This is a genomic window from Arthrobacter sp. 10N44_2 (assembly GCF_056394385.1).
Genome location: NZ_JBFTHT010000001.1, coordinates 38,745 through 63,881, shown reverse-complemented (window position 1 = coordinate 63,881; position 25,137 = coordinate 38,745). Strand labels below are relative to the sequence as shown.

Genomic DNA, 25,137 nt, shown 5'->3' with positions numbered 1-25,137 from the left:
CCTCGGTGAACGTCAGGTGTCGCAGCCGGATGTCCCGGCCCCTTGCCCCGCCCTTGGCCCCGCTCCTGGCCCCGCCCTACTGGTTCTTGCGGATCAGCTTGTAGTTGGCCGCCTGCGCCACCGGGCGGATCACGATCTGGTCCAGGTTGATGTGGTGCGGCGCGACGACGGCGTAGCGGACCACATCGGCCACGTCCTCGGCGGTCAGTGGCTTCTCGACTCCCTGGTACACCTTGGCCGCCGCGTCCTGGTCGCCGAGGCGGTTCAGGGCGAATTCCTCGGTCTGCACCAGCCCGGGGGCCACCTCGATCACGCGGAGGTTGTGCTCGGCCTCTTCGAGCCGCAGGGCGCCGGTCAGGGCGTGCTGGGCGAACTTGGCCGCGTTGTAGCCGCCGCCGCCCTCATAGGCCGCGAGCCCGGCCGTGGAGGTCAGGTTCAGCACGGTTCCCTCGCCGCAGGCACGCAGCATGGGCAGGAACGCGCGGATCAGCTTCATGCTGCCCAGCACGTTGACCTGGAACATCCATTCCCAGTCCTCGGTTTTGGCCCCGGCGACCTTGTCGGCGCCGCGGGCACCACCGGCGATGTTGATCAGCGTGTCGATGCCGCCGGCGCGGGTCACCTCATCGAGCAGCCGGGCCACATCGGCGTCGTCGGTCACATCGGCGGGAAGGGCGACGGCGCCGGTTTCGGCGGCGAGCGCTTCGAGCCGGTCGGCACGGCGGGCGACGGCGAACACGGTCCAGCCTTCCTTGCGGAGCGCACGCACCGTGGCCTCGCCGATTCCGGTGCTGGCGCCGGTGACTACTGCTGCTTTGGCTCCTGCTGCAGTGAATTCTTGTGTGTTGTTGTCGATTCCCTCAGTCATGGCACCACAGTAACGGCAATGCCGGGCTCATTTCCTGCTGCTGCTGCCGTGCTCCAGGAACTCCTGCAGCACCCGGGCATGGTTGGTCTCCGGGTCCCGTGCACCGAACAGCAGCGTCACTTTCCCGTGCTCCGCCGCGAGTCCGTACAGCGCCTGCACGGCCGGGTTGCCCTCGAGCTCGGCTTCGTAGGCCGCCCGGAAGTCCGCGAACCGTTCCTGCATGTGCCCGAATTCCTTGCGCAGCGGTGCAGACGGTGCCACGTCCTTGAGCCAGAGCTCCAGGTGGGCCCGTTCCTTGCTGACTCCGCGGGGCCAGAGCCGGTCCACCAGGACCCGGCAGCCGTCGTCGTCGGAAGGGTCGTCGTAGATGCGCTTGATCACGAAGGTTCCGGCAGAATTACCCTGAGAATTGCCCATCTGCGCATGCTACTTCACGTTACTTGGGCGGCGCCCACACCCGGAGATCCCGCCGCCGGCCGCATCCCGTACATCAGGGGATGGGAGTTAGTGGAAGAATTGGCCCATGGCTGAAGACAATCAGGGTACAGACACGCCCACCACCGCCCCCATCAACGTTCCGGACAAGCCCGCCCTGGAGGGGCTGGAAGAGGCGCTTACGCAGCGCTGGCTTGGCGAAGGGACCTACAAGTTCAACCCGGACACCACCCGGGAGCAGGTCTACTCGATCGACACTCCCCCGCCCACGGCATCGGGATCCCTCCACGTGGGACACATGTTCTCCTACACCCAGACCGACGTCCTGGCGCGCTATCAGCGCATGACCGGCAAGAACGTCTTCTACCCCATGGGCTGGGACGACAACGGCCTGCCCACCGAGCGCCGCGTGCAGAACTACTACGGGGTGCGCTGCGATCCCGCGATCGCCTACGACGCCGGCTACCGCCCCCCGGCCGAGCCCGCCAAGAACCAGCGCGACTTCGACGTCATCTCCCGCAAGAACTTCATCGAGCTGTGCGAGGAGCTCGCGGTCGAGGACGAGAAGGTCTTCGAGCACCTGTTCCAGACCCTGGGCCTGTCCGTGGACTGGGATCTGACCTACCGGACGATCGATGACAAGTCCCGCGCCATCTCGCAGCGCGCCTTCCTGGCCAACCTGGCCGCAGGCGACGCGTACATGGCAGAGGCCCCCACCCTGTGGGATGTCACGTTCCGCACCGCCGTGGCCCAGGCCGAGCTCGAAGACCGCGAAGTCGCTGGCGCCTACTACCGCTACCCCTTCTTCACCGAAGACGGCGAAAAGATCTTCATCGAAACCACCCGCCCCGAGCTGCTGGCCGCCTGCGCCGCGATCGTGGCCAACCCCGACGACGAGCGCTACAAGCCGCTGTTCGGCAAGAAGGTCACCTCTCCCCTGTTCGGTGTCGAGGTAGAGGTCAAGGCCCACCCGCTGGCCAAGGCGGACAAGGGCTCCGGCGTCGCCATGGTCTGCACCTTCGGCGACCTCACCGACGTCACCTGGTGGCGCGAACTGCAGCTGCCCACCCGCGCGATCGTGGGCCGCGACGGCCGCATCATCGGCGAGACCCCGGAATGGATCACCACCGAAGAAGGCCGCGCCAACTTCGCGGCCATCGCCGGCAAGACGGTGTTCAGTGCCAAGGAGTCCGTGGTGGAGCTCCTGGCCGCCGCGGAACTGCTTGACGGCGAGCCCAAGAAGATCATGCACCCGGTGAACTTCTTCGAGAAGGGCGACAAGCCCCTCGAGGTCGTCACCTCACGCCAGTGGTACATCCGCAACGGCGGACGCGACGAGGACCGGCGCGAACGGCTGATCGGCCGCGGCAACGAGATCGAGTTCCACCCCGCCTTCATGCGCTCCCGCTACGAGAACTGGATCTCGGGGCTCAACGGCGACTGGCTCGTGTCCCGCCAGCGCTTCTTCGGCGTGCCGGTACCGGTCTGGTACCCCCTGGATGCCGACGGCAACCCCGAATACGACGCACCGATCGTCCCGTCGGACGCGCAGCTGCCCGTGGACCCCGCGGCAGATGCGGCCCCCGGCTACGAGGAAGCCCAGCGCGACGTGCCCGGCGGCTTCACCGGCGACGCGGACGTCCTCGACACCTGGGCCACGTCCTCCCTGACCCCCCAGATTGTGGGCGGCTGGAGCACCGACGAGGCGCTCTTCGCCAAGGTCTACCCCTTCGACGTGCGCCCGCAGGGCCATGACATCATCCGGACCTGGCTGTTCTCCTCCGCCGTCCGCGCCGACGCGCTGCAGAAGACCGCACCGTGGAAGCACGCGGCCATCTCCGGCTGGATCCTGGACCCGGACCGGAAGAAGATGTCCAAGTCCAAGGGCAACGTCATTGTGCCCACGGATGTGCTGGAGGAGTACGGCTCCGACGCCGTGCGCTACTGGGCTGCCTCGGCCAAGCTCGGCGCGGACACCGCCTACGAGATCGCGCAGATGAAGATCGGCCGCCGCCTGGCCATCAAGCTGCTCAACGCCTCCAAGTTCGTCCTGAACCTGGGCGCCACCGAGGACTCGGTCGTCTCCGGCGACCTGTCCGTGCTGAGCAACCCCTTAGACCGGGCCGTCCTGGCCCAGCTCGCCGACGTCGTCGAGCAGGCGACCAAGGCATTCGAGGGCTACGACTACGCCCGGGCGCTGCAGATCACCGAGAGCTTCTTCTGGAACTTCACCGACGACTACGTGGAACTCATCAAGGACCGTGCCTACGGTGCGGCCGGCGAGGAGCAGCAGGCATCCGTGCTGGCCGCCCTCGCGACGAGCCTGGACACCCTCCTGCGGCTCTTCGCGCCGTTCCTGCCGTTTGCCACGGAGGAAGTCTGGAGCTGGTGGCGCACCGGTTCCGTGCACCGCGCCCAGTGGCCCTCCGCCATCGCGGTCGACGGCGACACTACCCTCCTGGCCACGGTGGGCACCGCGCTCAGCGGCATTCGCAAGGCCAAGTCCGAGGCCAAGGTCAAGCAGCGCACCGAGGTGCTGTCCGCGACGATCACGGCCTCGGAATCCCTCACGACCCAGCTCAAGGCCGGCCTCGCCGACCTCAAGGCCGCGGCCAACGCCCGTGAACTGGCGCTTGTCGCCGGCGAGGGTGAACTGGCCGTCAGCGACGTCGTGCTGGCACCTGCCGAGCCGCCCGTCCAGGCGTAGTCTCCGGCGGAAACAACACGAAGGGGCCCTCGGCCCGGTTCAGAGAAGCAATTCTGATCCGGCGGGGCCCCTTCGGCGTCGCGGGGAGGCTCAGACCGCGAAGGACGTCTCGAAGTGCGTCAGCACCGGCGGGGCGGCCAGGAGTTCTGCCAGCCCGCTAGCGCCGTCGCCTGCGCGCCAGGCGCGATAGGCGGCGTCGTGTTCCATCGATACCCACTGTTCGACCACGAGAAAATGCGCCGGATCCGCGCTGTCGACCAGCACGTCGACGCCGAGGCAGCCGTCAAAGGCGCGCGTATCGGAGAGAATATCGCGGAGCACCGCGGGCGCCGTGGGCAGGGCTTCGGCTTTGACGTTCAAGTCGAGATGGGCTGTAACAGGCATGGCGCTCCAATGTTCGCAGGTGGGGACAGGACAAAACCGGGTACAACCGGGCGGGTTGCCCGGAGATCACGGCACAGGGACCGCTGCCCCGTCATTGGAAGCAACAGCCGGGCCGCCGGGCTTGTTCCTTCGGCCCGGAAACCGGGGCAGCACAAGCAAGTCCTACCGCTGAGGCGTGAGGTCACCCGGCACGGGTGAGGCGCCGCACCTCACCGGGGGCACAGAATGAAGGTGCAGCGGTCCGTCGGATCGCCTCGAACCCCAAGAAGAAGCGGAGGTCATACGCATGACTGAGACACTCGATGAACTGGGGCCGGTCGACTGGATCGTCGTTGAATTCCCCGGACCCGATTTCGGCAAGGGCCAGATCGCCCCGTTCCTGGAGGACCTGGTCCAGCGTGACCTCGTCAGGGTGCTCGACATGGTGTTCCTGAGGAAGATGGAGGACGGCACGCTCGAGACGGCGGAGATCTCCGACCTGGACCCGAGCGAGCTCGGCGAGGTGCGCACGGCCGAGGCCGACCTGGCCATGGTGCTCTCTGAGCAGGATGTCATGGACCTGGCCGAGACGATCGCGCCCGGCCACTCCGCCGCGGTGCTCGTCTGGGAGAACCTGTGGGCGGCCCCGTTCGGCACGGCAGTCCGCAAGGCCGGCGGCCAACTCGTGGCCAGCGGCCGGATCCCGACCCAGGCCGTCATCGCCGCCTTCCAGGCCGACGCCGAAGACCAGTCCCCTGAAGAAGCGATAGAAGGAGCCTGACATGCCACTGGCAGCACGACGCAGACGCAGGACCGCAGCCGCCGTCGGCGGGGCCGTTGTCGTCGCCCACGGGATCAACCGTCGCGGCGACCGGCGGGAAGACCGCCGTGACGACCGCGGCGACCGCCGGGAAGACCGCCGCGACTAACACCCTCGGCTGACCCCCGCGACTGACGACGCGGAGGCGGCCCCGGGCACCCGCAGGTGCGCAGGACCCGCCTGGGTCGTGCGCACCTGCACAATGCCCGCTCCCCCAACCGGGGAAACATCCCGGGACTGCGATCTGCCGAATTTGAGCACACTGCTTTGGGCCGCACTGTTTTTGGGCACGGTGTTTTTGGGCAAAGCAAAGTGTTTTTGGGCAAAGGGGAAGCCCCATCAGCGTTAGCCGTTGGTGGGGCTTCGACTTTTCGATTGTCACGTGACGTCTTAGACAATCTGGCGGGATCCTTAGACTTCCAGGTCTTCCTACCTCGTCACTGGTAGCCATCATCTGACTTTGCCGAAGGCTGCGTCGGATGAGTGTCACTGAATCTTTGGTTCCTGCGTCCCTCTTCTTTCGAAGTGGGTAAGTCCTATTGTTGTCCCCCGGCCTGCCGTGCACAAGAGCCCCGGCAGAACTACATCGGAGTAGTTCTGCCGGGGCTCCCGGGAGGCCGGGCAGCGGCCCGGCCCGGCGTGTTCAGGCCTAGTTAAAGACCGGGCTTTCGGTACGGCTGCGCTTGATTTCGAAGAAGTACGGGAAGGATGCCAGGGTCACCGTGGCGTCCCAGATCTGTCCTGCTTCCTCGCCGCGCGGGATGCGCGTCAGGACCGGGCCGAAGAAGGCCGTGCCGTTGAAGGCGACGACGGGTGTGCCCACGTCCTGTCCGACCAGCGAGATGCCTGCCTCGTGGCTGGCGCGCAGCTTTGCATCGAATTCGTCGCTCTGGCCCGCGGCGGCAAGCTCGGCCGGCAGTCCGGCCTCGGCCAGCGACTTGGCGATGACCTCGTCAATGTCCTTGATGCCTTCGTTGTGGATCTTGGTGCCCATGGAGTCATAGAGCGCCTTGATGAATTCGGCACCGTGCTGTTCAGCGGCGGCGGTGATGACGCGGACCGGAGCCCACGCCTTCTTCATGAACTCGCGGTACTGCTCGGGCAGTTCCTCGCGGCCCTCATTGAGCACGGCGAGGCTCATGACATGCCACTCGGTCTTGATGTCGCGGACTTCTTCGACTTCACCGATCCAGCGGGAGGTGACCCAGGCGAAGGGGCACATCGGGTCGAACCAGAAGTCGGCTTTGTTGGTCATGGTTTCAGACACAGGTGTTCTCCTTAGGGAAGTCTGCGGGGAAAGCGCCGGCGCGGATCACGCACACGGCGCGCTAAAAATTACAGCGACCTTGGCCGCGTTAATATTCCGGATCAGGCGGATTTGCGCCGTTTGACCTCGTCGTGGGCGATCATCGTGGGCGTCGCCTTCTTGGTCACGACCTCTTCGGTGATCACGACGCTGGCGACGTCGTCGCGGCTGGGGAGGTCGAACATGACCGGGAGCAGGACTTCCTCCATGATGGCGCGCAGCCCCCGGGCCCCGGTGCCGCGCTCAAGCGCCTGGTCGGCAATGGTGTTGAGGGCCTCGTCCTCGAAGATGAGCTCGACGCCGTCGAGCTGGAACATCTTCTGGTACTGCTTGACGAGGGCATTCTTCGGCGTCGAGAGGATCTGGATGAGCGCGGCGCGGTCCAGGTTGGAGACGGTGGTGATGACGGGCAACCGGCCGATGAACTCCGGGATCAGCCCGAACTTGAGCAGGTCTTCCGGCATGACCTCGCCGTAGGAATCCGTGGTGTTCTTGACCTCGTTGAGCGGGGCGCCGAATCCGATGCCCTTGCGCCCGGACCGCGAACCGATGATGTCCTCGAGCCCCGCGAAGGCGCCGGCCACGATGAAGAGCACGTTGGTGGTGTCGATCTGGATGAATTCCTGGTGCGGGTGCTTGCGTCCGCCCTGCGGCGGGACCGAGGCCACCGTGCCCTCGAGGATTTTCAGGAGCGCCTGCTGCACGCCCTCCCCCGAGACGTCCCGGGTAATGGACGGATTCTCGCTCTTGCGTGAGATCTTGTCGATCTCATCGATGTAGATGATGCCCTGCTCGGCCTTTTTGACGTCGTAGTCGGCGGCCTGGATGAGTTTGAGGAGGATGTTTTCAACGTCCTCACCGACGTAGCCGGCTTCGGTCAGGGCCGTGGCGTCGGCGACGGCGAACGGGACGTTGAGGCGGCGGGCGAGGGTTTGGGCCAGATAGGTCTTGCCGCAGCCGGTGGGTCCGATCAGCAGGATGTTGGACTTGGCGATCTCGACGTCGTCGTGGTGCACGCCGTCGGCGAGGCTGCCGCTCTTCGGCGCGTGGCCGGCCTGGATCCGCTTGTAGTGGTTGTACACCGCGACGGCGAGCGAACGCTTGGCGGGTTCCTGGCCAATCACGTATTCCTGCAGGAAATCAAAGATTTCGCGGGGCTTGGGCAACTCGAAACTGCCCAGGTCAGCTACTTCCGCGAGTTCCTCTTCGATGATCTCGTTGCAGAGTTCGATGCACTCGTCGCAGATGTAGACGCCGGGCCCGGCAATGAGCTTGCGGACCTGCTTCTGGCTCTTTCCGCAGAAAGAACACTTCAGCAGATCTGTGCTCTCGCCAATCCGAGCCATGTGTGAACCCCTTTAGTAGCTTGCTGCTGGCTGTGACATGTTCCACTCTAGGTCACTTTGGGCCCGTTGGGTGGAAAGCGGACGCCGGTGCGGCCAAGTAAAAATGCCGCACCGGCGCCGCGGATTGCTGATTAGCGCGCGATTGCCTGGGGCTTGATCTTGCGGGAATCGAGGACCTGGTCAATGAGGCCGTACTGCATGGCCTCGGCGGCCGTGAGGATCTTGTCCCGCTCGATGTCGTTGTTGACCTGTTCCGGCGTCCGGCCGGAGTGCTTGGCCAGCGTGTCCTCGAGCCAGGAGCGCATGCGCATGACCTCGGCGGCCTGGATCTCGAGGTCCGAGGCCTGCCCGCCCTGTCCGCCGGACAGCGAAGGCTGGTGGATCAGTACGCGGGCGTTCGGCAGTGCGAGGCGCTTGCCCGGCGTGCCGGCCGCGAGCAGCACGGCGGCGGCGCTGGCCGCCTGGCCGAGGCAGACGGTCTGGATCTCGGGCCGGATGTACGTCATGGTGTCGTAGATCGCGGTCATGGCGGTGAAGGAACCGCCAGGCGAGTTGATGTAGAGCGTGATGTCGCGGTCTGGGTCGGTGGACTCGAGCACCAGCAGCTGGGCCATGACGTCGTCGGCCGAGGCGTCGTCGACCTGGACGCCGAGGAAGATGATGCGGTCCTCGAACAGCTTGGTGTACGGGTCCTGGCGCTTGAAGCCGTAGGGGGTGCGCTCTTCGAACTGGGGCAGCACGTAGCGGCTGCTCGGCAGGTTGCCGGCAGTCGAACCGAAGTTGTAGTTCATGTTCATTGCTCCTGAATTCATTGCTGTCTACCTGCCGGTCAGTTCTCGGTGGCTGTCGCAGCGCCGCCGCTGTTCCCGGAGCCGTTGGCGTTGGTTCCGCCGCCGCCTGCCACGGATCCGGCGTGTGCGGCGATCTTGTCGAAGAAGCCGTATTCGAGGGCTTCCGGGGCCGTGAACCACTTGTCGCGGTCGTTGTCCTTGAGGATGGTGTCCACACTCTGGCCGGTCTGGTCCGCGGTCAGCTCGGCCATGACTTTCTTCATGTGCAGGATCAGCTCGGCCTGGATCTTGATGTCCGACGCCGTGCCGCCGATGCCGCCGGAGGGCTGGTGCATGAGGATGCGGGCGTTGGGGGTGGCGTAGCGCTTGCCCTTGGTGCCGGAGGAGAGCAGGAACTGGCCCATGGACGCGGCGAGGCCGGTGGCGACCGTGACAACATCGTTCGGGATGAACTGCATGGTGTCGTAGATGGCCATACCGGCGGTGACGGAGCCGCCGGGTGAGTTGATGTAAAGGTAGATGTCCCTTTCAGGATTCTCCGCCGAGAGCAGCAGCAGCTGGGAGCAGATCGCGTTGGCGTTATCGTCGCGGACCTCGGAGCCGAGCCAGATGATGCGCTCTTTCAGCAGGCGGTTGTAAATGTAGTTATCCTGGGCTGCCGGATCGACCGTGGCCATCCGGGGTGCCCCTGCTTGCTGTGACATATGTACTTACCTCTCGCTGGCGACGGTGACGCCACTGGACGACATCACTGAACTTTCCTACAGCGACACTAACCGTTTTCACGCCCGCTTTGTTCGCTGGCGCCGGGCTGTTCGCTGACGGCGCACGATTGCCGGGACCCCGCGCGCCGGGTCCTGGATGCGGGCCCTTCCCGGCTCCCGAACAGACCGTGCCGGCCGGGCATGGCCGAAGGCGGGGGCTTAAACAGACGGCCCCCGGATCGGTGATCCGGGGGCCGACTGTTCTAAGTCTCAGTGACTGCTAGAACTTCACTGCTGCGGGGTCATCGCTCGGCGTGGCCTCGGTGCTGGCTTCTGCCGAAGCCGCTTCGTCCTCAACGGTCTCGGCGGCCGGGGCGGCTTCGTCGCCGGGGCGGACGAAGTCGCTCAGGTCAACCTTGTTGCCCTCGGAGTCGGTGACCTCGGCCTGGCCCAGCACGACGGCCAGTGCCTTGCGGCGGCGGACCTCGGAAACCATCATGGGCACCTGGCCGCTCTGATCGATGATCTGGGCGAACTGGTTCGGGTCCATGCCGTACTGGCTGGCGGTGGTGACGATGTAGTCGATCAGCTCGTTCTGGCTGACGTTGACTTCTTCCTTCTCCGCGATGGCGTCGAGGATGATCTCGTTCTGGAAGGCGCGCTCGGTGTTGGCCTTGACCTCGGCGCGGTGTTCCTCGGTGTCGTGCTCGCCTTCACCGTGGGCGTTTTCGGCGTTGAAGTGCTGCTCGAGCTGCTCTTCGACGATCGACGCCGGGACGGGAACCTCGACGAGCTCAACGAGCTTGTCCAGGACCTTGTCGCGGGCCTCGACGCCCTGGTCAACAATCTTGGACTCAGCGGCCTGCTTGGCGAGGTCCTCACGGAGTTCGGCCAGGGTGTCGAATTCGCTGGCGAGCTGGGCGAAGTCGTCGTCGGCGACGGGGAGCTCGCGCTCCTTGACGGCCTTGACGGTGACCTTGACCTGAGCGGACTCGCCGGCGTGCTCGCCGCCGACCAGCGTGGTGTCAAAGATGGCGTCCTCGTCGGCGCTGAGGCCGGTGACGGCCTCGTCGAGGCCTTCGAGCATGGTGCCGGCGCCAACCTGGTAGGACAGGCCGGAAGCGGAGTCAACATCGGCGCCGTCGATCGAGGCTGCGATGTCGATCGTCAGGAAGTCGCCATCGGCGGCCGGGCGGTCCACGGACTTCAGCGTGCCGAAGCGGCCGCGGAGCTCGTCCAGGGCCTTGTCGACGTCGGCGTCGGAGGACTCGGCGGCGGCGACCTCAACCTTGATGCCTGCGTAGTCGGGCAGTTCGATTTCGGGGCGGATGTCAACCTCGGCGTGGAACTTGAGCTCGCCGTCGGTGGCGGACGGGTCCGGAACCTCGGTGATCTCGACCTCGGGACGGCTCAGCGGGCGGATGCCGGTTTCCTGCACGGCGGCCTGGTACCAGCCGTTGAGGCCTTCGTTGATGGCCGTCTCCAGGACGTAGCCGCGGCCAACGCGCTGGTCAATGAGCTTGGAGGGGACCTTGCCCTTGCGGAAACCGGGGACCTGGATCTGCGAAGCAACAGTCTTGTATGCCTCTGCGATGCTGGGCTTCAATTCCTCAAAGGGGACCTCAACATTGAGCTTGACCCGCGTGGGGGTGAGGTTCTCGACAGCGCTCTTCACAGTCTAAGTACTCCTGGTGTGGGGGGTATGGGGTTCTGCATTGCCACGTGCTGGCAGTGCTTGCAGAGTCGGGGTGACAGGATTTGAACCTGCGACTTCCTGCTCCCAAAGCAGGCGCTCTAGCCAAGCTGAGCTACACCCCGTAAGTGCACAGAACAGTCTACGGTCATACTGTGCCGATTTGCACATTTGACACCGGGGCCTTGAATTGGGTTTAGTTGTATCCGGCTTGAACAGCCGCCCGGAAGTTTTGCTGGAGTTCCAGTGAGATCCCGGGGACGTAGCTTAATGGTAAAGCCTCAGTCTTCCAAACTGATTACGCGGGTTCGATTCCCGTCGTCCCCTCAGAAATATGACGAAAAAAGCCCCTCTCCGGAGGGGCTTTTTCCGTTGCCCTCCAGGCCCCGGCGGCCGGGGCTTGGAAGGGCAGGCGTGCAAGGGCAGGCGTACCGGCTCAGGCCGGCTGGCAGGCCGGGCACCAGTAAAGCTTCCTGGCGCCGAGCTCGGTCAGCGCCACCGGCGTTCCGCAGTCCCTGCAGCCAAGTCCGTGCCGCCGGTAGACGAAGTGCGCCTCCTCCGGGGCCGGCAGGACGCCGCGGGATATGCCGGCTCCGGCCCCGTTCCAGTACTGCGGCGGCGTCGTGATGATCCGGCCGTCCCGGACGCCGTCGGTCATCATGGCCGCGGTGTCGTCCCAGAGCCGGCGGGCCGCGTCCGGTGACAGTTCGGCGCCGGGCAGCCAGGGGTTGAGCCGCTGCCGGAACAGGAGTTCGGCCCGGTAGACGTTCCCGACGCCGGCAATCACCTTTTGGTCCATCAGCAGGGCCGCCAGCGGTGTGCGTTTGGCCGCCACGCTGGCGCTGAAGGTGTCCCGGTCTCCCGGAAGGTTCCGCAGCGGGTCCGGGCCGAGCCGCGCCAGTACGGCCGCCGCTTCCGCGTCCGTGATCGCCTCGCACGTGGTCGCGCCGCGGAGATCGGCCCAGCCGTGCGCGCCGGCGAGCCGGACGCGGACGGCACCGACCGGCGCGGGCGGGCCCTCATATGCGGCCAGCCCGGCCGCCTCAGCGTCGTCGTAGACTTCCCGCTCCCCCACCTTCCGGGGCGCGCCAATGCTGGAGGCGCCGCGGAAGGTGGCGTCACCGCCGAAATCCCAGGCGCCATAGAGGCCCAGGTGGACATGCAGGAGAAGCCCGTGCCCGAACTCCAGGAAGAGGTGCTTTCCGTGCGCCACGGAACTGACGAGGGTGTGGCCGTCCAGCAGCGCCGCGCCCTGGGCAAACCGGCCCTGCGGACTGGAGACCGCGAGCCGCTCCCCCGCGAAGACGTCCCCGAACTGGCGGGCCAGCCGGTGGACGGAATGCCCCTCCGGCACTAGTCGATGACCTCGCCGGTGCGCTCGTACGTGGCGATCTTGCCGATCCGGCGGACGTGGCGCTCATCGTTGCTGAAGGGTTCGGCCAGGAACGCCTCGATGATTTCCGTGGCCTCGTCGACGCTGTGCTGGCGGCCGCCGACGGCGACGACGTTGGCGTCGTTGTGCTCACGTGCCAGCTGGGCGGTGGACAGGTTCCAGGCCAGCGCGGCACGGACGCCCTTGACCTTGTTGGCGGCGATCTGCTCGCCATTGCCAGAGCCGCCGAGGACTATGCCGAGGGCGTGGGTTCCGGCCTCCTGGTCCGCGACGACGGCGAGGGCGGCGTTGATGCAGAACGACGGGTAGTCATCCAGGGCGTCGTAGACCTTCGGTCCGTGGTCCACCACCTCATAGCCCTTGGCGCCGAGGTGGCTGACCAGGTGGGCGCTGAGCTCCATTCCGGCGTGGTCGGTGGCAATGTGCACGCGGGGCAGGTCAGAAATGGTCACGGCTGTTCCGTTCGGTTGCGGCGCCGGGCGGCGGCCGGGGCGGTTGGGGTCTGGTCCAAGCGTACTAGGCCGGGCCTCCCGGGACCTTGCTGCAGCCCGCCGGACCCCTCACTGGACGGTCGTGTTACACAGGCCCGGCACGCCGTCGTACTCCGCCGTCTTGCTCCGCCGTCCTACTCCACCGGGGACCGACACCGCCGTGCTACACGGCCGTGCTACACGGCGGTGGTCCCACCGTTCCGCCGGGCCCTGTCCGCCACCCGGGACAGCGTTTGGGCGATATTGTCCGCCGCGGTGGCACTGCCGCCGCTCACCGCCAGCCGGCGCCCGTCCGAGCGGTCGATGACCACCGCGGGGCCGCTGCTGACCAACATCGCGGTGGTGTTGCCATGGGTCCGGTAGCCCCACCCGCCATAGTCAGCCGCCGTGACGTCCCTGGGCGTCGCGGCGTCGATGGCCGCGGCCGGAACTTCCATGACCCGGACGAAGCCTGCCGCGAAGACGTGCAGGCCGCCGCGGTCGACCCGGATCCGGGCCACCAGGAACGCCGCGGCCACCAGGGCCGCCGCCACCAGGAGGACAGACAGCCACGGCACGGCAACGGTCAGGAGGGCGGCCGGCAGAAGCGTTGCGATGCCGAGCATGACGAAGATGGAGCTGCGGGCGTGGACCCAGAGGCTGACCCGGTCCCTGGCCAAATCCGGATCCTGTTCGCGCTCAAGGGCCTGCCGGACGGCGACGTCGTCATCGACGGACCAGCGCTCGTCGGCCTTGAAGACAAAACCCATCACGACGCCCAGACCGAGGGCCGCGCCGCTGCCGAGGGCCAGGACCGAGGCGTCCACATGGGATCCCCGCGCATCGGGCAGGCCCAGCTGGCCCACGAGCACGGCGGCAAGGACTGTGGTGACGAACAGGCTCATGGACAGGCCGGCGCCCATCATGATGCGGCGCATCATCGCGGGGCGCGACAGCGGCACGGCCTGCAGCAGCACGGCCCAGCCAATCACCACGATCAGCGAGGCCCCGGCTCCCGCGACCGTCACGAACGGCGCGAAGTCGGCGGCACCGGCGGCGGTCCAGCGGACGGCCAGCGGCTCGGGCAGATCCGGGCGTACCAGAAGCGCACACACCACGAATCCTGCCGCCAGCATCAGGGGGAAACCGATGGCAAAGCGCAACGCCCTGGCATCGACGGAGTCACGGATCTTTCCCATGCTCCAACGCTACCGCGGACGCACCTTGATGGATCTGGGGACGTGCGCGCAGGTCAGGAGGTGGACGGGAAGCAAATGTGGGATCAGGCACGTAGCCCGGCGCCCGGACCTCGCCACGAGCAAGAAGAGACCGCCGGGGCAACGTCAACGTGGCCGCCCCAACCGTACCCATCTGACACGAATGGCCGCCAAGGGCATCGGCTTAGCGGCCATTCGTGGCAAATCGTGGGCTGGATGCCGAGGCCTTGGGGCCGGTTGTGAACGGGCAAACTTGCCAAGGGCCGCTAACGTGAAAGAATAATTTCACAGTATCGCCGGCGACCGCGGCCGCGGCCGGCCGGCAGTATCCATCTTCTTCTGGAGGCCCCTTTGCCCGGTATGAACCTGACCCGCGCCGAAGCCCGCGAGCGCGCCGCCCTGATCGACGTCGACTCCTACGAGGTCAGCCTGGACCTGACCCGCGGCGAGAAGGTCTTCGGCTCCACCACGGCCGTGAAGTTCCGTGCCAAACCGGGCTCGTCGACCTTCATCGACGCCGTCACCCACGCCGTGCACAGCGTGAGCCTCAACGGCCGCGAACTGGATCCGGCCGAGGTCTCCGACGGCGTCCGGATCCAGCTCCCGGACCTCGCAGCCGAGAACCACCTGCTGGTGGTCGCCGACGCCCCGTACATGAACACCGGTGAAGGCCTGCACCGCTTCGTGGATCCGGTGGACAACGAGGTCTACCTGTACACCCAGTTCGAGGTCCCGGATTCGCGGCGCATGTTCGCCGTCTTCGAACAGCCCGACCTGAAGGCCAGCTTCACGTTCACCGTCACCGCCCCCTCGCACTGGGATGTCGTGTCCAACTCCCCCACCCCGGTGCCGGTGGAGACCATCCCCGGCGCGGATGGGGGCGCCCGCTCTGTCTGGGAGTTCACGCCGACACCGCGGCTGTCCTCCTATGTCACCGCGCTGATCGCCGGGCCGTACCAGTCGGTGCGCAGCGAGGTCACGTCGGCGGCGGGCAAGGTCACCCCGCTGGGCATCTTCGCACGCAAGTCGCTCATGCAATACCTCGATGCGGACAACATCTTCGAACTCACCCGGCAGGGCTTCGAGTTCTTCGAGGCCCAGTTCGGCTGCCCGTACCCGTTCGAGAAGTACGACCAGCTCTTCGTGCCGGAGTTCAACGCCGGCGCCATGGAGAACGCCGGGGCCGTCACCATCCTGGAAGGCTACGTCTTCCGCGGCAAGGTCACCGACGCCCAGGTGGAACGCCGCGCCATCACCGTGCTGCACGAGCTCGCGCACATGTGGTTCGGCGACCTCGTCACCATGCGCTGGTGGAACGACCTCTGGCTCAACGAGTCCTTCGCCGAATACATGTCCCACCTGGCCGCCGTCGAGAACACCGAGTTCGGCCACGCCTGGACCACGTTCGCGTCCGTGGAGAAGTCCTGGGCCTACCGGCAGGATCAGCTGCCCACCACGCACCCGATCTTCGCCGAGATCAACGACCTCCAGGACGTCGAGGTGAACTTCGACGGGATCACCTACGCCAAGGGCGCGTCGGTACTGCGCCAGCTCGTCGCCTGGGTGGGCCCGGAGCAATTCATGTCCGGGGTGCGGGAGTACTTCAGCAAGCACGCCTGGCAGAACACCGAGCTCAGCGACCTCATGGCCGAACTCGAGAAGGCCAGCGGCCGCGACCTGGAACGGTGGGGGCAGCTCTGGCTGGAGACCGCCGGCGTGAACACCCTGACACCGGAAATCTCGGCGGCCGCGGACGGCACCATCGAGTCCTTCGCCATCGTGCAGTCGGCGATCGAGAGCGAACCGACCCTGCGCCCGCACCGCCTCGCGGTCGGCTTCTACAACCTCAACGGGGCCGGCAAGCTGGAGCGGGTGCACCGCGAGGAGCTCGACGTCGACGGCGAGCGCACCGAAGTTCCGGCCCTGGCCGGCCTGGCCCAGCCGGACCTGATCCTGCTCAATGACGACGACCTCGCCTATGCCAAGGTCCGCCTGGATCCGAAGTCCCTCGCCACCGCAACGGCGCACCTGAAGGACTTCAGCCAGAGCCTCCCCCGCACGCTCGTGTGGGGCTCGGCCTGGGATGCGGCGCGCGACGGCGAGTCCCCGGCCCGCGGGTACGTGGAGCTGATCCTCGCCAACATTGCCGAGGAATCCGATTCCTCCGTGATCCTGGTCCAGCTCCGGCAGCTGGCCACCACGCTGACCTTCTACGTGGCCGGGGAGCACCAGGAGGCGACCGCCGTCGCCGCGGCCGACAAGCTCTGGGAGCTCGCCTCGGCGGTGCCGGCCGGCTCGGACGCCCAGCTCCAGTTCGTGAAGTCCTACGCCCTGCTGGCCCGCAGCGCCGGGCAGCTGGACACGGTCTCCGGGCTGCTGGACGGCTCACTTTCCCTCGATGGGCTGAGCGTGGACCAGGACCTGCGGTGGGAGCTGCTGGCCTCCCTCGTGGCAGGCGGCCGCGCCGGGCAGGAGCGGATCGACGAGGAACTGGAGCACGACAACACCTCCAACGGCCAGAACGCGGCGGCCCTGGCCACGGCCGCCATCCCCACCCCGGAGGCCAAGGCCGCGGCCTGGGAATCGATCGTGGTCAAGGGCGATCTGTCCAACGCCCTGCAGGGCTCCGCGGTGACCGGCTTTACCCGGGTCCTGGACACGTCCCTGCTCGAGCCGTACGCCGAGAAGTACTTCGAGGCCGTCCCCGGCATCATGGCAAGCCGCACCCACGCGCTGGCCTCGCAGATCGTCGTCGGGCTCTACCCGGCCCAGCTGACCACGCAGGCCACGGTGGACCGCACGGATGAGTTCCTGGCCTCGCTGCCGGAGGGCAGTGCGGCGCTGCGCCGGATGATGCTGGAGAACCGCGACGGCGTTGCCCGCGCCCTGCGCGCCCGCCAGGCCGACGTCGGCTAACGACCAAGGCACCGGACCCCCGAAGGCCTGGAACCCCGGCGCCGCCCCTGTGCGGCGCCGGGGTTCTGTCGTTCTAGGCTGGAGTCATGAGCCTTGACGAACATCACTATGCGCTGACCGTCCGCTGGACCGGGAACCGCGGGGCCGGGACGTCCTCGTACCGCGGTTACTCACGGGACCACGACGTCGAGATCCCCGGGCTGCCGGTGCTGCGCGGCTCGGCCGATCCGACCTTCCACGGGGACCGGGAGCGCTACAACCCCGAACAGCTCCTGCTGGCCGCGCTCTCGCAGTGCCACATGCTCTCCTTCCTGCACGTGGCCGTGAAGCACGGCGTTGTGGTGACGGCCTACGAGGACCGGGCCGAGGGCCTGATGCGGACCAACAGGGACGGCAGCGGGCAGTTCGAATCCGTCACGCTGAGGCCCCGGGTGACGGTGGCGGAAGCGGCGGCACCGGATGTCCTCGAGGAACTCCACGTGGAGGCCAACAAGGTCTGTTTCATCGCCCGCAGCGTGAACTTCCCGGTGTTGCACGAGCCGACGGCTGTGGTGGAGGGCCAGGCTGACTGAATAGTTTTCAGGCGGCGCCGTCAGCCGGGCCGGCCGAGGCCTCTGCCCGGTACTCGGACACCAGCCGGCGCTCCGTCTCCGGGCTCATTCCGGCCTTGCGTTCACGGCCGAGTCCGCGGCGGCGTTCATCCGCCAGGGTGTCCCGCAGCGTGTCCATCCAGGGCCGAAGCCGCAGCCCTGCTGTCCGGGCAGCGTCGTTGCTGCGGGTCGCGAAGCCCTCGTGGCCTGGCGGCAGCCACAGCGGCAGCGAGTCCGGGCCGGCCCAGTAGTTCGCACCGTGCGACGCCAGCCAGTCCTCGGGGGCGACAACCACCTCTGACTCGGCGTCGGCCAGCTGGCGGGCTTCCTCCAGGTAGGCGGCAAAGGGCACCGGCTCACCGACGGCGTTCAGCGCCCCTGTGGTTCCGTTTTCGGCGGCGGTGAGGATCCAGGCCGCGAGGTCGCGGACGTCGATGATCTGGGTGGCGTCGGCGGGGATGTCCGGGACCAGGACGGGATCGTTGTCCCGGGCGAATCGGGCCGGCCAGTACCCGTAGCGGTCGGAGCCGTCCCCGGGGCCGCCGATCAGGCCGGCGCGGCAGAGGTGCGCCTTGTCCCCTGCCAGTTCCCGGGTCAGGTGCTCGATCGCGGACTTGGCCTCGCCGTAGTTATCCATGGTCAGTTCCGTGCCCGGGGCCAGCGGCGGGAGCATCTGGGCGTCTTCGGCCTCGCCGGCCACTGAGTGGTCAGCGTAGACCGAGCAGCTGGAGATGAAGGTCCAGTGCCGGGCCGAGCCGGCCAGCGTCTCGAGGGCCTCCCGTGCCTGGGCGGGGTCCCGCGAGACGTCGACGACAGCGTCCCACCCGCCGCTGCCGGCGGCCCCTTGGTACGCGGCCTTCCCCTGCGCGCGGTCCGCGCGCAGCCAGGTGGCGCCGTCGGGCGGCGCGGCGGCGGTACCGCGGGCCAGGCATGTAACGTCGTGACCGGCGGCGAGGGCCTGCCGGGCTATTTCAGCTGACAGGAAGACGGTGCCGCCAACGACCAGGATGCGCATGGGGCCACGCTACGGCGCTAATGTTGAAGTAGACCAGAGCGTTATGCGCCCGGCGAACGCCAGCCGTCTTTCCGGACGCCCAGCCCTGCTGCCGGCCGGCAGCAGGGCTGCAGTAAACAAGGAGTTTTCCCTCACCGATGATCAGCCTGACCACCATCGAACCAATCACCGCGCCGGACATCTCGGCTGTCAACCTGCCAGGTGGCCTCATCAGCCTGGGCATCGGCGTCGCCGTGTGGCTGGTGGCATCCTTCGTGATCACCGGAATCACCAAACGGGTCGCGGCGGGCAGCACACTTTTCAAGAAGTCGCACTTCCGCTGGGTGGCTCCGGCGTTCCGCGCCCTGGACCACGAACGCCGCGTCCAGCGGGCAGAGACTATCGGCGCACTGCTCCGCAGCGTGGTCGGCGTCCTGATCGCCGTCCTCACCATCGTGTACGTGCTCAAGTACCTGAACGTGGACGTGGCTCCCATCCTGACGAGCGTCGGGATCCTCGGTGTGGCGATCGGCTTCGGTGCCCAGCAGTTGATCCGCGACTTCCTCGCCGGCATCTTCATTACCTTCGAGGACCAGTACGGCATTGGCGACATTATCGAGACTTCCGAGGTGGTGGGCACGGTCGAGGCCATGAACCTGCGGATCACCCGGGTCCGGGCCGACGACGGCACCATCTGGTACCTGCGCAACGGCGAAATCCTGCGCGTGGGCAACCGCTCCCAGGGCACATACATTCCGCCCGAGACGTCCCCGGCGGACGAGGCCGACAGCGCACCCCAGCAGAAGGCCGGAGAATAGTGAAATGACGATTCCCAGCGCCAGCGACCCCAGCCAGCCCAGGCAGCTGCTGCAGAACGATCCGTTCAGCCAGCCCGGCTACACGGACAACTTCTATGACGCCGTGGGCGGCCACGAGACATTTGTGAAGCTCATCGACGTCTTCTACGACGGCGTCGCAACAGATCCGCTGTTGCGCGCCATGTACCCGGAAGAGGACCTTGGCCCGGCCAAGCGGCGCTTCCTGATGTTCCTGGAACAGTACTGGGGCGGGCCGACGACGTACGGCGAGGAGCGCGGGCATCCGCGGCTGCGGATGCGCCACATGCCGTTCCGGGTGACGCCGGAGGCCAAGGAGCGCTGGCTGTTCCACATGCGTGCCGCGGTGGATGCCCTGGAACTGCCGCCGCTGTATGAGGGAACGCTCTGGGATTACATGGAGCGGGCAGCCCTGTCCATGGTGAACAGCCCGTCAGAGGCCTGAGTGCGGAGGGCGCCGGAGCTTCCTAGAGCCCGGTGCCGGTCCGGACCAGCACGTGGCCGCGGGTGCCGCTGAGCCGGAACCAGCGCCCGGCGCGGTAGAGCCGTTGTTCGCTCTCTGCCAGGAAACCCAGGGTGAGCGCGGCGAACGCGGCCCCGGCCGGCAGGCCGCCGGCGTCGGGCAGTTCCCGGCCCCAGACCGTTGCCCTGGCGTTGTTGACGATCAGCGCACCGGGCTTGTCCGGAATGATCGCGGCGATCTCCCTGATCCCGGCCTCCGCTGCGGTCCGCAGGGCAGTGTCCTGGACGGTGCCGAGCAGTTCCCAGCCGGCCCGCGGCGCGCCGATCCCGGCCCACGACTCGCTGACGGTCACCGGCGGGACGGGAAGTTCGACGTCGTGCTCCCCCGCCCGTGCCAGGCGGTCCAGCACGGCGGACAGCGGCACTGTCACGTCAGTGTCCGCCGGCTGCGCCAGCGCCATGGTCCGCAGGCCCAGGATGGTGGGGGTGGATTCGCCCAGGAGCCGGGGCCGCAGGACGCAGACGTAGGCGGCCAGGACGGGGCCCGCGGCCTGGAGCCGGATGGCGCCGTCGTCAATGGACCTGGCGCGCGTCGCGAAGGTGCGCAGGTCGTCGAGGTCGCGGGGATCGGTGAACTGCAGGGGCTGGGTTAGGACATCAGACACACTACTGACTCTACCGGCTGCGCTTCTTTGGAGCGGCGCTGGACGCCGTCTAGAGTCAGACCATGACTGAAGCCGAAGCCGGACTGCTGGGGCTCCCGACCCAGGACCCCACCTCCTCGCTCATCCAACTTCTCAACCTCGGCGAGCTCGAGGGCGCCCGGACGGACGAGGACATCTTCATGGGTCCCTCCCAGCAACAGCCCAAGCAGCGCGTCTTTGGCGGCCAGGTGCTGGCGCAGTCCCTGATAGCCGGCAGCCGCACCGTCGATCCGGATCGCAGCGTGCACTCCATGCACGGTTACTTCCTCCGGCCCGGAGACGCCAACAAGCCGATCACCTTCGGTGTGCAGCGACTGCGCGACGGGCGGTCCTTCTCGGCCCGCCGGGTCCACGCCTATCAGGAGGGCATGCCCATCCTGTCGATGATCGCGTCCTTCCAGGCCGAGGACGACGGGATCGAGCACCAGTCCGAGATGCCCGCCGGGATCCCGGACCCCGAATCGCTGCCGAGCACGGCCGACCTGCTGGGCAAGTTCGATCACCCCGTGGCCCGGCACTGGGCCTACGAGCGGCCGTTCGACATCCGCCACGTCGATCCGGCGCTGTATGTCTCGGCCAAGGGACCCCGGGAAGCCCGCAACGCCGTGTGGATGAAGACGTTCGGTCCGATGCCCGACGACGCCGGCCTGCACCGGGCGGCCCTGGCCTACGCGAGCGACTACACTTTGCTCGAATCCATCCTCCGCAAGCACGGCATGAGCTGGATTACGCCGGGGATGTCCGTGGCAAGCCTGGACCACGCCATGTGGTGGCACCGGCCGGTCAGGGTCGACGAGTGGCTCCTGTACGTCCAGGAATCGCCCAGCGCGCAGGGCGCACGGGGCCTCGCGACGGGCAAAATCTTCAGCCGGGACGGCCGGCACGTGGCGACGGTGGCCCAGGAAGGCATGATCCGCGTCCCGAACGACTTCAAAAACACCGACCTGAAGAACACGGAGAAGGGCGCCGTGCAGGCCGCCGTCTGATCGAGGGCGCTGCAGCACCAGATCCGCAAGGCCAAGGGCTGCCAGTACTCCCCAGCAGCGGCTGGGACACGGTGTCCTCGGCACACGGCGTCAACGGCACATAGCGTCAACGGCACACAGGCCCACCGCACACAAAAAGCCGGCTCCCCCTGAAACAGTTCAGGCGGGAGCCGGCTTTTTTCGTGGCGCTGTAAGCCTTGCGGGCTTAGTCGCGGGTGAGGCGGCGGTGGGTTACGCGGTGCGGCTTGGCCGCATCCGGGCCCAGGCGCTCGACCTTGTTCTCCTCGTAGGACTCGAAGTTGCCCTCGAACCAGTACCACTTGGACGGGTTCTCCTCGTCGCCTTCGTAGGCGAGGATGTGGGTGGCCACCCGGTCCAGGAACCAGCGGTCGTGCGAGACGACGACGGCGCAGCCCGGGAATTCGAGCAGGGCGTTTTCGAGGCTGCTGAGGGTTTCGACGTCGAGGTCGTTGGTCGGTTCGTCGAGGAGCAGCAGGTTGCCACCCTGCTTGAGGGTCAGCGCCAGGTTGAGGCGGTTGCGCTCACCACCGGAGAGCACCCCGGCCTTCTTCTGCTGGTCCGGGCCCTTGAAGCCGAAAGCGGCCACGTAGGCGCGGGACGGCATTTCGACGTGGCCGACCTGGATGTAGTCGAGGCCGTCGGAGACGACCTCCCACAGGGTCTTGTTCGGGTCAATGCCGCCGCGGCTCTGGTCGGCGTAGGAGATCTTGACGGAATCGCCGATCTTCAGTTCGCCGCCGTCGAGCGGTTCCAGGCCCACGATGGTCTTGAAGAGGGTCGATTTGCCGACGCCGTTGGGGCCGATGACGCCGACGATGCCGTTGCGGGGCAGGCTGAAGGACAGTCCGTCGATCAGGGTGCGGTCATCGAAGCCCTTCTGGAGCCCCTTGGCCTCCAGCACGAGTCCGCCCAGGCGCGGGCCCGGCGGGATCTGGATCTCTTCGAAGTCGAGCTTGCGGGTACGGTCTGCCTCGGCAGCCATTTCCTCGTAGCGGGCCAGACGGGCCTTGGACTTGGTCTGTCGTCCCTTGGCGTTGGACCGGACCCATTCGAGTTCCTCGGTCAGGCGCTTGGCCTGCTTGGCGTCCTTCTTGCCCTGGACTTCCAGTCGGGCGCGCTTCTTCTCCAAGTACGTGGAGTAGTTGCCCTCGTACGGGTACAGGTGGCCGCGGTCGACTTCGGCGATCCACTCGGCCACGTGGTCGAGGAAGTACCGGTCGTGTGTGACGGCAAGGACGGCACCGGAGTAGCTGGAGAGGTGCTGTTCCAGCCACAGCACGCTCTCGGCGTCAAGGTGGTTGGTGGGCTCGTCGAGGAGCAACAGGTCCGGCTTCTGCAGCAGGAGCTTGCACAGCGCGACGCGGCGGCGCTCACCACCGGAGAGCAGGGTGACGTCGGCGTCGGCGGGCGGGCAGCGCAGTGCGTCCATAGCCTGTTCCAGCTGGGAATCGATGTCCCAGGCGTCGGCCGCGTCGATCGCTTCCTGCAGCTGTCCCATTTCCTCGAGGAGGGCATCGTAGTCAGCGTCGGGGCTGGCCATTTCCTCGGAGATCGCGTTGAAGCGCTGGATCTTGCCGTAGATTTCGCCGACGCCTTCCTGGACGTTGCCCAGGACGGTCTTGTCTTCGTTCAGCGGCGGCTCCTGCAGCAGGATGCCTACCGTGTAGCCGGGGCTGAGCCGGGCCTCACCGTTGGAGGGAGTGTCCAGGCCGGCCATGATCTTGAGAATGGTGGACTTACCGGCACCATTCGGGCCGACAACGCCAATCTTGGCCCCCGGGAAGAAGGACATGCTTACGTCATCGAGGATGAGTTTTTCGCCGACAGCCTTACGGGCCTTGGTCATTGTGTAGATAAATTCCGCCATGCCTACAAATCTAGTGGTTCGGGCGGGATAACTCACATTCCGTGAGCCCGGATCGGCCACTTAACGGCGTCCGGGGGTTCGGCTCAGTCCCGGACGCCCACGAGGCAGCCGCCGGAGGCCAGACCCGGCAGCACAGCGACGGTGACGCTGCCGGTGCGGATCTGGGCCACGATGCAGTCGCTGCCGTCGCGCACTCCGGCCTCGACGGCGTCGACAGCCAAACCGGTGGGCGTCCGCCCGGCTGTGACTTCCACAGCGTCGGCCGGAATCCCTGCCTTAATCAACGACGCGCGGAGGCCCGCCGTTTCGGGCTGACCGCCGGCGCGGATGACGGCGTTCAGGACCGCCGCGACCGTGGACTTCATGGCGGATTCCCCGTCGGGTTTCAGGCCGGGTTTCGCCAGCGGCGACGCAGTGGCTGCCGGTGCCGGGGACGTTGCGGAAGGTGTCCCCTGAGAATCCGCGGCTTCAGAGGCCATGGCTCCGCTGCTGCCGGCCGGCGTCGCACAGGCGGAGGCCGAAAGCAGGAGCACCAAGGTTGCGGCGGCCGGAACGGCCCAGCCGCCGCGACGGGCGTCCCCTCCCGCAGTGCGAGTGGGGCCCGCCCGTCCCGCAGCGATCCTGGCGTGTTGCATCGGGCAATTCTGCCACGCGGCAGTGCCGCGTTCCGGCGTTCCGGTGCCCAGTCCCGGCGTCCACGGCGCTGCCCGCCGGTCTAGCGGATTCAGGCTGCGGCCCCTTTCAGTTCTCCGGTTTCCTGGTCCACTTCCTCCTCCTCACCGCTGTCGTCATGGATGAAGGTCCCGTGGTGGTCGGCACCGTGGTCGCCGTCCCCGTCGTCGTCCCCTGGCGGGCTCTGCGGTCCGCCGCCGTCGCCGTCACCGCTACCGGGCGCGTCTGGGGAACCGGGTCCGGCGGCCGCCTGGCTTCCGGCTGCGGCTGAGCGGGTGAAGTTGGCAGAGCCCCACATGAGGTCGTGGCCAACTGACTCCGCGTCAATTTCGGCGACGTGGTAGACCCTGCCGTCCTTCTCCCAGCTCCGCATCTTCAGCCTGCCAACCACGATGACCCGCTGGCCCTTCTTGATGCTGCAGCCAATGTTGCCAGCCAGCTGCCGGTATCCCTGGACGGTGAACCAGTTGGTGTTGCCATCCACCCAGGTGCTGGAGCCGCGGTCGTACCGGCGCTCGGTGGCGCCGAACCGGAAGGACGCCGTGGCCACGCCACCGGGTGTGGTCGAGCTTCTGATCTCCGAGGCGACGAAGCCACGGACCGTAATGTTGTCGCTCATTCTCATGTCCTGTCTCGAATTGTCGTGCCCTGCCGGGCAGTTCCAGCATCCCGCCGTGGACCGTGGCCGGGGAGGACCCGGCTGTGCCATGTGGATAACCGGCTGCCGGCAACGGTGTGGGGACCGTGTTGGGGAGAAGTCAGGGCCGGCAGGGCCAGCCAACCGGACGGCGTTGACCTCCACCGGCCGTCCGGCACTGTAAACTTTTTGAGGCGTCACCGGCAGCAGCCGGTGGGCGCCAGCGCGCCCCAGTAGCTCAGGGGATAGAGCAGCGGCCTTCTAATCCGCCGGTCGGGGGTTCGATTCCCTCCTGGGGCACAAGAGAGCGGCTCTGACCTGCGACAACGCAAGGTCAGG

Annotated in this window: 24 protein-coding genes and 3 tRNA genes; 10 read left to right on the top strand and 17 right to left on the bottom strand. The window is 67.2% G+C overall.

Annotated features, from left to right (window positions below):
• Positions 1 to 76: 76 nt before the first annotated feature.
• Entirely contained in the window at positions 77 to 868 is a 792-nt protein-coding gene (locus tag AC1DBX_RS00345; RefSeq protein ID WP_223917446.1) for an SDR family oxidoreductase, read from the bottom strand.
• Positions 869 to 895: 27 nt separating this feature from the next.
• A complete protein-coding gene (locus tag AC1DBX_RS00340; protein WP_476930795.1) occupies positions 896 to 1,285 on the bottom strand; it encodes a DUF488 domain-containing protein in 390 nt (129 codons plus the stop codon).
• A 106-nt stretch (positions 1,286 to 1,391) separates the two neighbouring features.
• Between AC1DBX_RS00340 and valS the strand changes: the two genes are divergently transcribed.
• Positions 1,392 to 4,010 carry a valine--tRNA ligase gene (gene valS / locus AC1DBX_RS00335; protein ID WP_476930794.1) on the top strand — a complete coding sequence of 873 codons (2,619 nt, stop codon included), beginning with the start codon at positions 1,392 to 1,394 and terminating at the stop codon, positions 4,008 to 4,010.
• A 90-nt stretch (positions 4,011 to 4,100) separates the two neighbouring features.
• On the opposite strand, the gene AC1DBX_RS00330 is transcribed toward valS, so the two are convergent.
• Positions 4,101 to 4,394: a putative quinol monooxygenase gene (locus tag AC1DBX_RS00330; RefSeq protein WP_290370347.1), complete on the bottom strand. Its 294-nt coding sequence runs from the start codon at positions 4,392 to 4,394 to the stop codon at positions 4,101 to 4,103.
• A 286-nt stretch (positions 4,395 to 4,680) separates the two neighbouring features.
• On the opposite strand from AC1DBX_RS00330, the gene AC1DBX_RS00325 reads away from it, so the two are divergent.
• On the top strand, positions 4,681 to 5,154 hold the full coding sequence (locus tag AC1DBX_RS00325; RefSeq protein ID WP_243177222.1) for a DUF6325 family protein: 474 nt from the start codon (positions 4,681 to 4,683) through the stop codon (positions 5,152 to 5,154).
• Position 5,155: 1 nt separating this feature from the next.
• Positions 5,156 to 5,302, top strand: coding sequence for a hypothetical protein (locus AC1DBX_RS00320; protein WP_155855732.1), 147 nt, complete (start codon positions 5,156 to 5,158; stop codon positions 5,300 to 5,302).
• A gap of 540 nt (positions 5,303 to 5,842) precedes the next feature.
• Here the strand turns inward: AC1DBX_RS00320 and AC1DBX_RS00315 are convergent.
• From AC1DBX_RS00315 to AC1DBX_RS00290, 6 genes are all read right to left on the bottom strand, one after another.
• On the bottom strand, positions 5,843 to 6,448 hold the full coding sequence (locus AC1DBX_RS00315; protein WP_459386006.1) for a mycothiol-dependent nitroreductase Rv2466c family protein: 606 nt from the start codon (positions 6,446 to 6,448) through the stop codon (positions 5,843 to 5,845).
• A gap of 113 nt (positions 6,449 to 6,561) precedes the next feature.
• A complete protein-coding gene (clpX, locus tag AC1DBX_RS00310; RefSeq protein WP_476856918.1) occupies positions 6,562 to 7,845 on the bottom strand; it encodes an ATP-dependent Clp protease ATP-binding subunit ClpX in 1,284 nt (427 codons plus the stop codon).
• Between the two features lie 131 nt (positions 7,846 to 7,976).
• Complete coding sequence (locus AC1DBX_RS00305) at positions 7,977 to 8,636, bottom strand: ATP-dependent Clp protease proteolytic subunit (protein ID WP_026266422.1); 660 nt, start codon at positions 8,634 to 8,636, stop codon at positions 7,977 to 7,979.
• 38 nt (positions 8,637 to 8,674) lie between these two features.
• Positions 8,675 to 9,313 (bottom strand): ATP-dependent Clp protease proteolytic subunit, encoded by a 639-nt coding sequence (locus AC1DBX_RS00300; RefSeq protein ID WP_028277848.1) that lies wholly within the window; start codon positions 9,311 to 9,313, stop codon positions 8,675 to 8,677.
• Between the two features lie 307 nt (positions 9,314 to 9,620).
• Positions 9,621 to 11,015 (bottom strand): trigger factor, encoded by a 1,395-nt coding sequence (gene tig / locus AC1DBX_RS00295; protein WP_476850146.1) that lies wholly within the window; start codon positions 11,013 to 11,015, stop codon positions 9,621 to 9,623.
• Positions 11,016 to 11,083: 68 nt separating this feature from the next.
• Positions 11,084 to 11,158 (bottom strand) — tRNA-Pro (locus tag AC1DBX_RS00290).
• A 131-nt stretch (positions 11,159 to 11,289) separates the two neighbouring features.
• On the opposite strand from AC1DBX_RS00290, the gene AC1DBX_RS00285 reads away from it, so the two are divergent.
• Positions 11,290 to 11,360: transfer RNA gene (locus tag AC1DBX_RS00285), tRNA-Gly, on the top strand.
• A 109-nt stretch (positions 11,361 to 11,469) separates the two neighbouring features.
• Here AC1DBX_RS00285 and AC1DBX_RS00280 read toward each other — a convergent pair.
• From AC1DBX_RS00280 to AC1DBX_RS00270, 3 genes are all read right to left on the bottom strand, one after another.
• The gene (locus tag AC1DBX_RS00280) at positions 11,470 to 12,387 is read right to left on the bottom strand and encodes an Fpg/Nei family DNA glycosylase (RefSeq protein WP_476930793.1); all 918 of its coding nucleotides are present in this window, start codon (positions 12,385 to 12,387) and stop codon (positions 11,470 to 11,472) included.
• Positions 12,387 to 12,878, bottom strand: coding sequence for a ribose-5-phosphate isomerase (locus AC1DBX_RS00275; protein WP_290370304.1), 492 nt, complete (start codon positions 12,876 to 12,878; stop codon positions 12,387 to 12,389). Before AC1DBX_RS00275 ends, AC1DBX_RS00280 begins: the two co-directional genes overlap by 1 nt.
• 215 nt (positions 12,879 to 13,093) lie before the next feature.
• Complete coding sequence (locus AC1DBX_RS00270) at positions 13,094 to 14,095, bottom strand: hypothetical protein (RefSeq protein WP_230009138.1); 1,002 nt, start codon at positions 14,093 to 14,095, stop codon at positions 13,094 to 13,096.
• 378 nt (positions 14,096 to 14,473) lie between these two features.
• Here AC1DBX_RS00270 and pepN point away from each other — a divergent pair, with 378 nt between their 5' ends.
• Complete coding sequence (gene pepN, locus AC1DBX_RS00265; protein ID WP_476858751.1) at positions 14,474 to 17,029, top strand: aminopeptidase N; 2,556 nt, start codon at positions 14,474 to 14,476, stop codon at positions 17,027 to 17,029.
• An 86-nt stretch (positions 17,030 to 17,115) separates the two neighbouring features.
• Positions 17,116 to 17,601 carry an OsmC family protein gene (locus AC1DBX_RS00260; RefSeq protein WP_243177217.1) on the top strand — a complete coding sequence of 162 codons (486 nt, stop codon included), beginning with the start codon at positions 17,116 to 17,118 and terminating at the stop codon, positions 17,599 to 17,601.
• 7 nt (positions 17,602 to 17,608) lie between these two features.
• Here the strand turns inward: AC1DBX_RS00260 and AC1DBX_RS00255 are convergent, their stop codons facing one another.
• Positions 17,609 to 18,634 carry an NAD-dependent epimerase/dehydratase family protein gene (locus AC1DBX_RS00255; protein ID WP_476930792.1) on the bottom strand — a complete coding sequence of 342 codons (1,026 nt, stop codon included), beginning with the start codon at positions 18,632 to 18,634 and terminating at the stop codon, positions 17,609 to 17,611.
• 137 nt (positions 18,635 to 18,771) lie between these two features.
• On the opposite strand from AC1DBX_RS00255, the gene AC1DBX_RS00250 reads away from it, so the two are divergent.
• Together AC1DBX_RS00250 and AC1DBX_RS00245 are read left to right on the top strand one after the other, a co-directional pair.
• Positions 18,772 to 19,431 (top strand): mechanosensitive ion channel family protein, encoded by a 660-nt coding sequence (locus tag AC1DBX_RS00250; protein WP_028277840.1) that lies wholly within the window; start codon positions 18,772 to 18,774, stop codon positions 19,429 to 19,431.
• A 4-nt stretch (positions 19,432 to 19,435) separates the two neighbouring features.
• Entirely contained in the window at positions 19,436 to 19,894 is a 459-nt protein-coding gene (locus tag AC1DBX_RS00245; RefSeq protein WP_476873720.1) for a globin, read from the top strand.
• 22 nt (positions 19,895 to 19,916) lie between these two features.
• On the opposite strand, the gene AC1DBX_RS00240 is transcribed toward AC1DBX_RS00245, so the two are convergent.
• Entirely contained in the window at positions 19,917 to 20,576 is a 660-nt protein-coding gene (locus AC1DBX_RS00240) for a DUF8185 domain-containing protein (RefSeq protein WP_476856923.1), read from the bottom strand.
• 62 nt (positions 20,577 to 20,638) lie between these two features.
• On the opposite strand from AC1DBX_RS00240, the gene AC1DBX_RS00235 reads away from it, so the two are divergent.
• Positions 20,639 to 21,601, top strand: coding sequence for an acyl-CoA thioesterase (locus AC1DBX_RS00235; RefSeq protein WP_476873719.1), 963 nt, complete (start codon positions 20,639 to 20,641; stop codon positions 21,599 to 21,601).
• A 205-nt stretch (positions 21,602 to 21,806) separates the two neighbouring features.
• Here AC1DBX_RS00235 and ettA read toward each other — a convergent pair whose 3' ends face one another.
• The 3 genes from ettA to AC1DBX_RS00220 form a co-directional block, all read right to left on the bottom strand.
• A complete protein-coding gene (gene ettA / locus AC1DBX_RS00230; protein ID WP_026266424.1) occupies positions 21,807 to 23,489 on the bottom strand; it encodes an energy-dependent translational throttle protein EttA in 1,683 nt (560 codons plus the stop codon).
• An 83-nt stretch (positions 23,490 to 23,572) separates the two neighbouring features.
• Positions 23,573 to 23,854: a DUF6993 domain-containing protein gene (locus tag AC1DBX_RS00225; RefSeq protein WP_476930790.1), complete on the bottom strand. Its 282-nt coding sequence runs from the start codon at positions 23,852 to 23,854 to the stop codon at positions 23,573 to 23,575.
• 359 nt (positions 23,855 to 24,213) lie between these two features.
• The gene (locus tag AC1DBX_RS00220; protein WP_476930789.1) at positions 24,214 to 24,780 is read right to left on the bottom strand and encodes a single-stranded DNA-binding protein; all 567 of its coding nucleotides are present in this window, start codon (positions 24,778 to 24,780) and stop codon (positions 24,214 to 24,216) included.
• Between the two features lie 245 nt (positions 24,781 to 25,025).
• Between AC1DBX_RS00220 and AC1DBX_RS00215 the strand changes: the two genes are divergently transcribed.
• Positions 25,026 to 25,098: transfer RNA gene (locus AC1DBX_RS00215), tRNA-Arg, on the top strand.
• The last annotated feature ends 39 nt before the right edge of the window (positions 25,099 to 25,137 follow it).

Excerpts from the sequence above, each read along its gene's own strand:
- AC1DBX_RS00345 (WP_223917446.1), bottom strand. The coding sequence starts at position 868 with ATGACTGAGGGAATCGACAACAACACACAAGAATTCACTGCAGCAGGA.
- AC1DBX_RS00340 (WP_476930795.1), bottom strand. The coding sequence starts at position 1,285 with ATGGGCAATTCTCAGGGTAATTCTGCCGGAACCTTCGTGATCAAGCGC.
- valS (WP_476930794.1), top strand. The coding sequence starts at position 1,392 with ATGGCTGAAGACAATCAGGGTACAGACACGCCCACCACCGCCCCCATC.
- AC1DBX_RS00330 (WP_290370347.1), bottom strand. The coding sequence starts at position 4,394 with ATGCCTGTTACAGCCCATCTCGACTTGAACGTCAAAGCCGAAGCCCTG.
- AC1DBX_RS00325 (WP_243177222.1), top strand. The coding sequence starts at position 4,681 with ATGACTGAGACACTCGATGAACTGGGGCCGGTCGACTGGATCGTCGTT.
- AC1DBX_RS00320 (WP_155855732.1), top strand. The coding sequence starts at position 5,156 with ATGCCACTGGCAGCACGACGCAGACGCAGGACCGCAGCCGCCGTCGGC.
- AC1DBX_RS00315 (WP_459386006.1), bottom strand. The coding sequence starts at position 6,448 with ATGACCAACAAAGCCGACTTCTGGTTCGACCCGATGTGCCCCTTCGCC.
- clpX (WP_476856918.1), bottom strand. The coding sequence starts at position 7,845 with ATGGCTCGGATTGGCGAGAGCACAGATCTGCTGAAGTGTTCTTTCTGC.
- AC1DBX_RS00305 (WP_026266422.1), bottom strand. The coding sequence starts at position 8,636 with ATGAACTACAACTTCGGTTCGACTGCCGGCAACCTGCCGAGCAGCCGC.
- AC1DBX_RS00300 (WP_028277848.1), bottom strand. The coding sequence starts at position 9,313 with ATGGCCACGGTCGATCCGGCAGCCCAGGATAACTACATTTACAACCGC.
- AC1DBX_RS00270 (WP_230009138.1), bottom strand. The coding sequence starts at position 14,095 with ATGGGAAAGATCCGTGACTCCGTCGATGCCAGGGCGTTGCGCTTTGCC.
- pepN (WP_476858751.1), top strand. The coding sequence starts at position 14,474 with ATGAACCTGACCCGCGCCGAAGCCCGCGAGCGCGCCGCCCTGATCGAC.
- AC1DBX_RS00260 (WP_243177217.1), top strand. The coding sequence starts at position 17,116 with ATGAGCCTTGACGAACATCACTATGCGCTGACCGTCCGCTGGACCGGG.
- AC1DBX_RS00255 (WP_476930792.1), bottom strand. The coding sequence starts at position 18,634 with ATGCGCATCCTGGTCGTTGGCGGCACCGTCTTCCTGTCAGCTGAAATA.
- AC1DBX_RS00250 (WP_028277840.1), top strand. The coding sequence starts at position 18,772 with ATGATCAGCCTGACCACCATCGAACCAATCACCGCGCCGGACATCTCG.
- AC1DBX_RS00245 (WP_476873720.1), top strand. The coding sequence starts at position 19,436 with ATGACGATTCCCAGCGCCAGCGACCCCAGCCAGCCCAGGCAGCTGCTG.
- AC1DBX_RS00235 (WP_476873719.1), top strand. The coding sequence starts at position 20,639 with ATGACTGAAGCCGAAGCCGGACTGCTGGGGCTCCCGACCCAGGACCCC.
- ettA (WP_026266424.1), bottom strand. The coding sequence starts at position 23,489 with ATGGCGGAATTTATCTACACAATGACCAAGGCCCGTAAGGCTGTCGGC.
- AC1DBX_RS00225 (WP_476930790.1), bottom strand. The coding sequence starts at position 23,854 with ATGAAGTCCACGGTCGCGGCGGTCCTGAACGCCGTCATCCGCGCCGGC.
- AC1DBX_RS00220 (WP_476930789.1), bottom strand. The coding sequence starts at position 24,780 with ATGAGCGACAACATTACGGTCCGTGGCTTCGTCGCCTCGGAGATCAGA.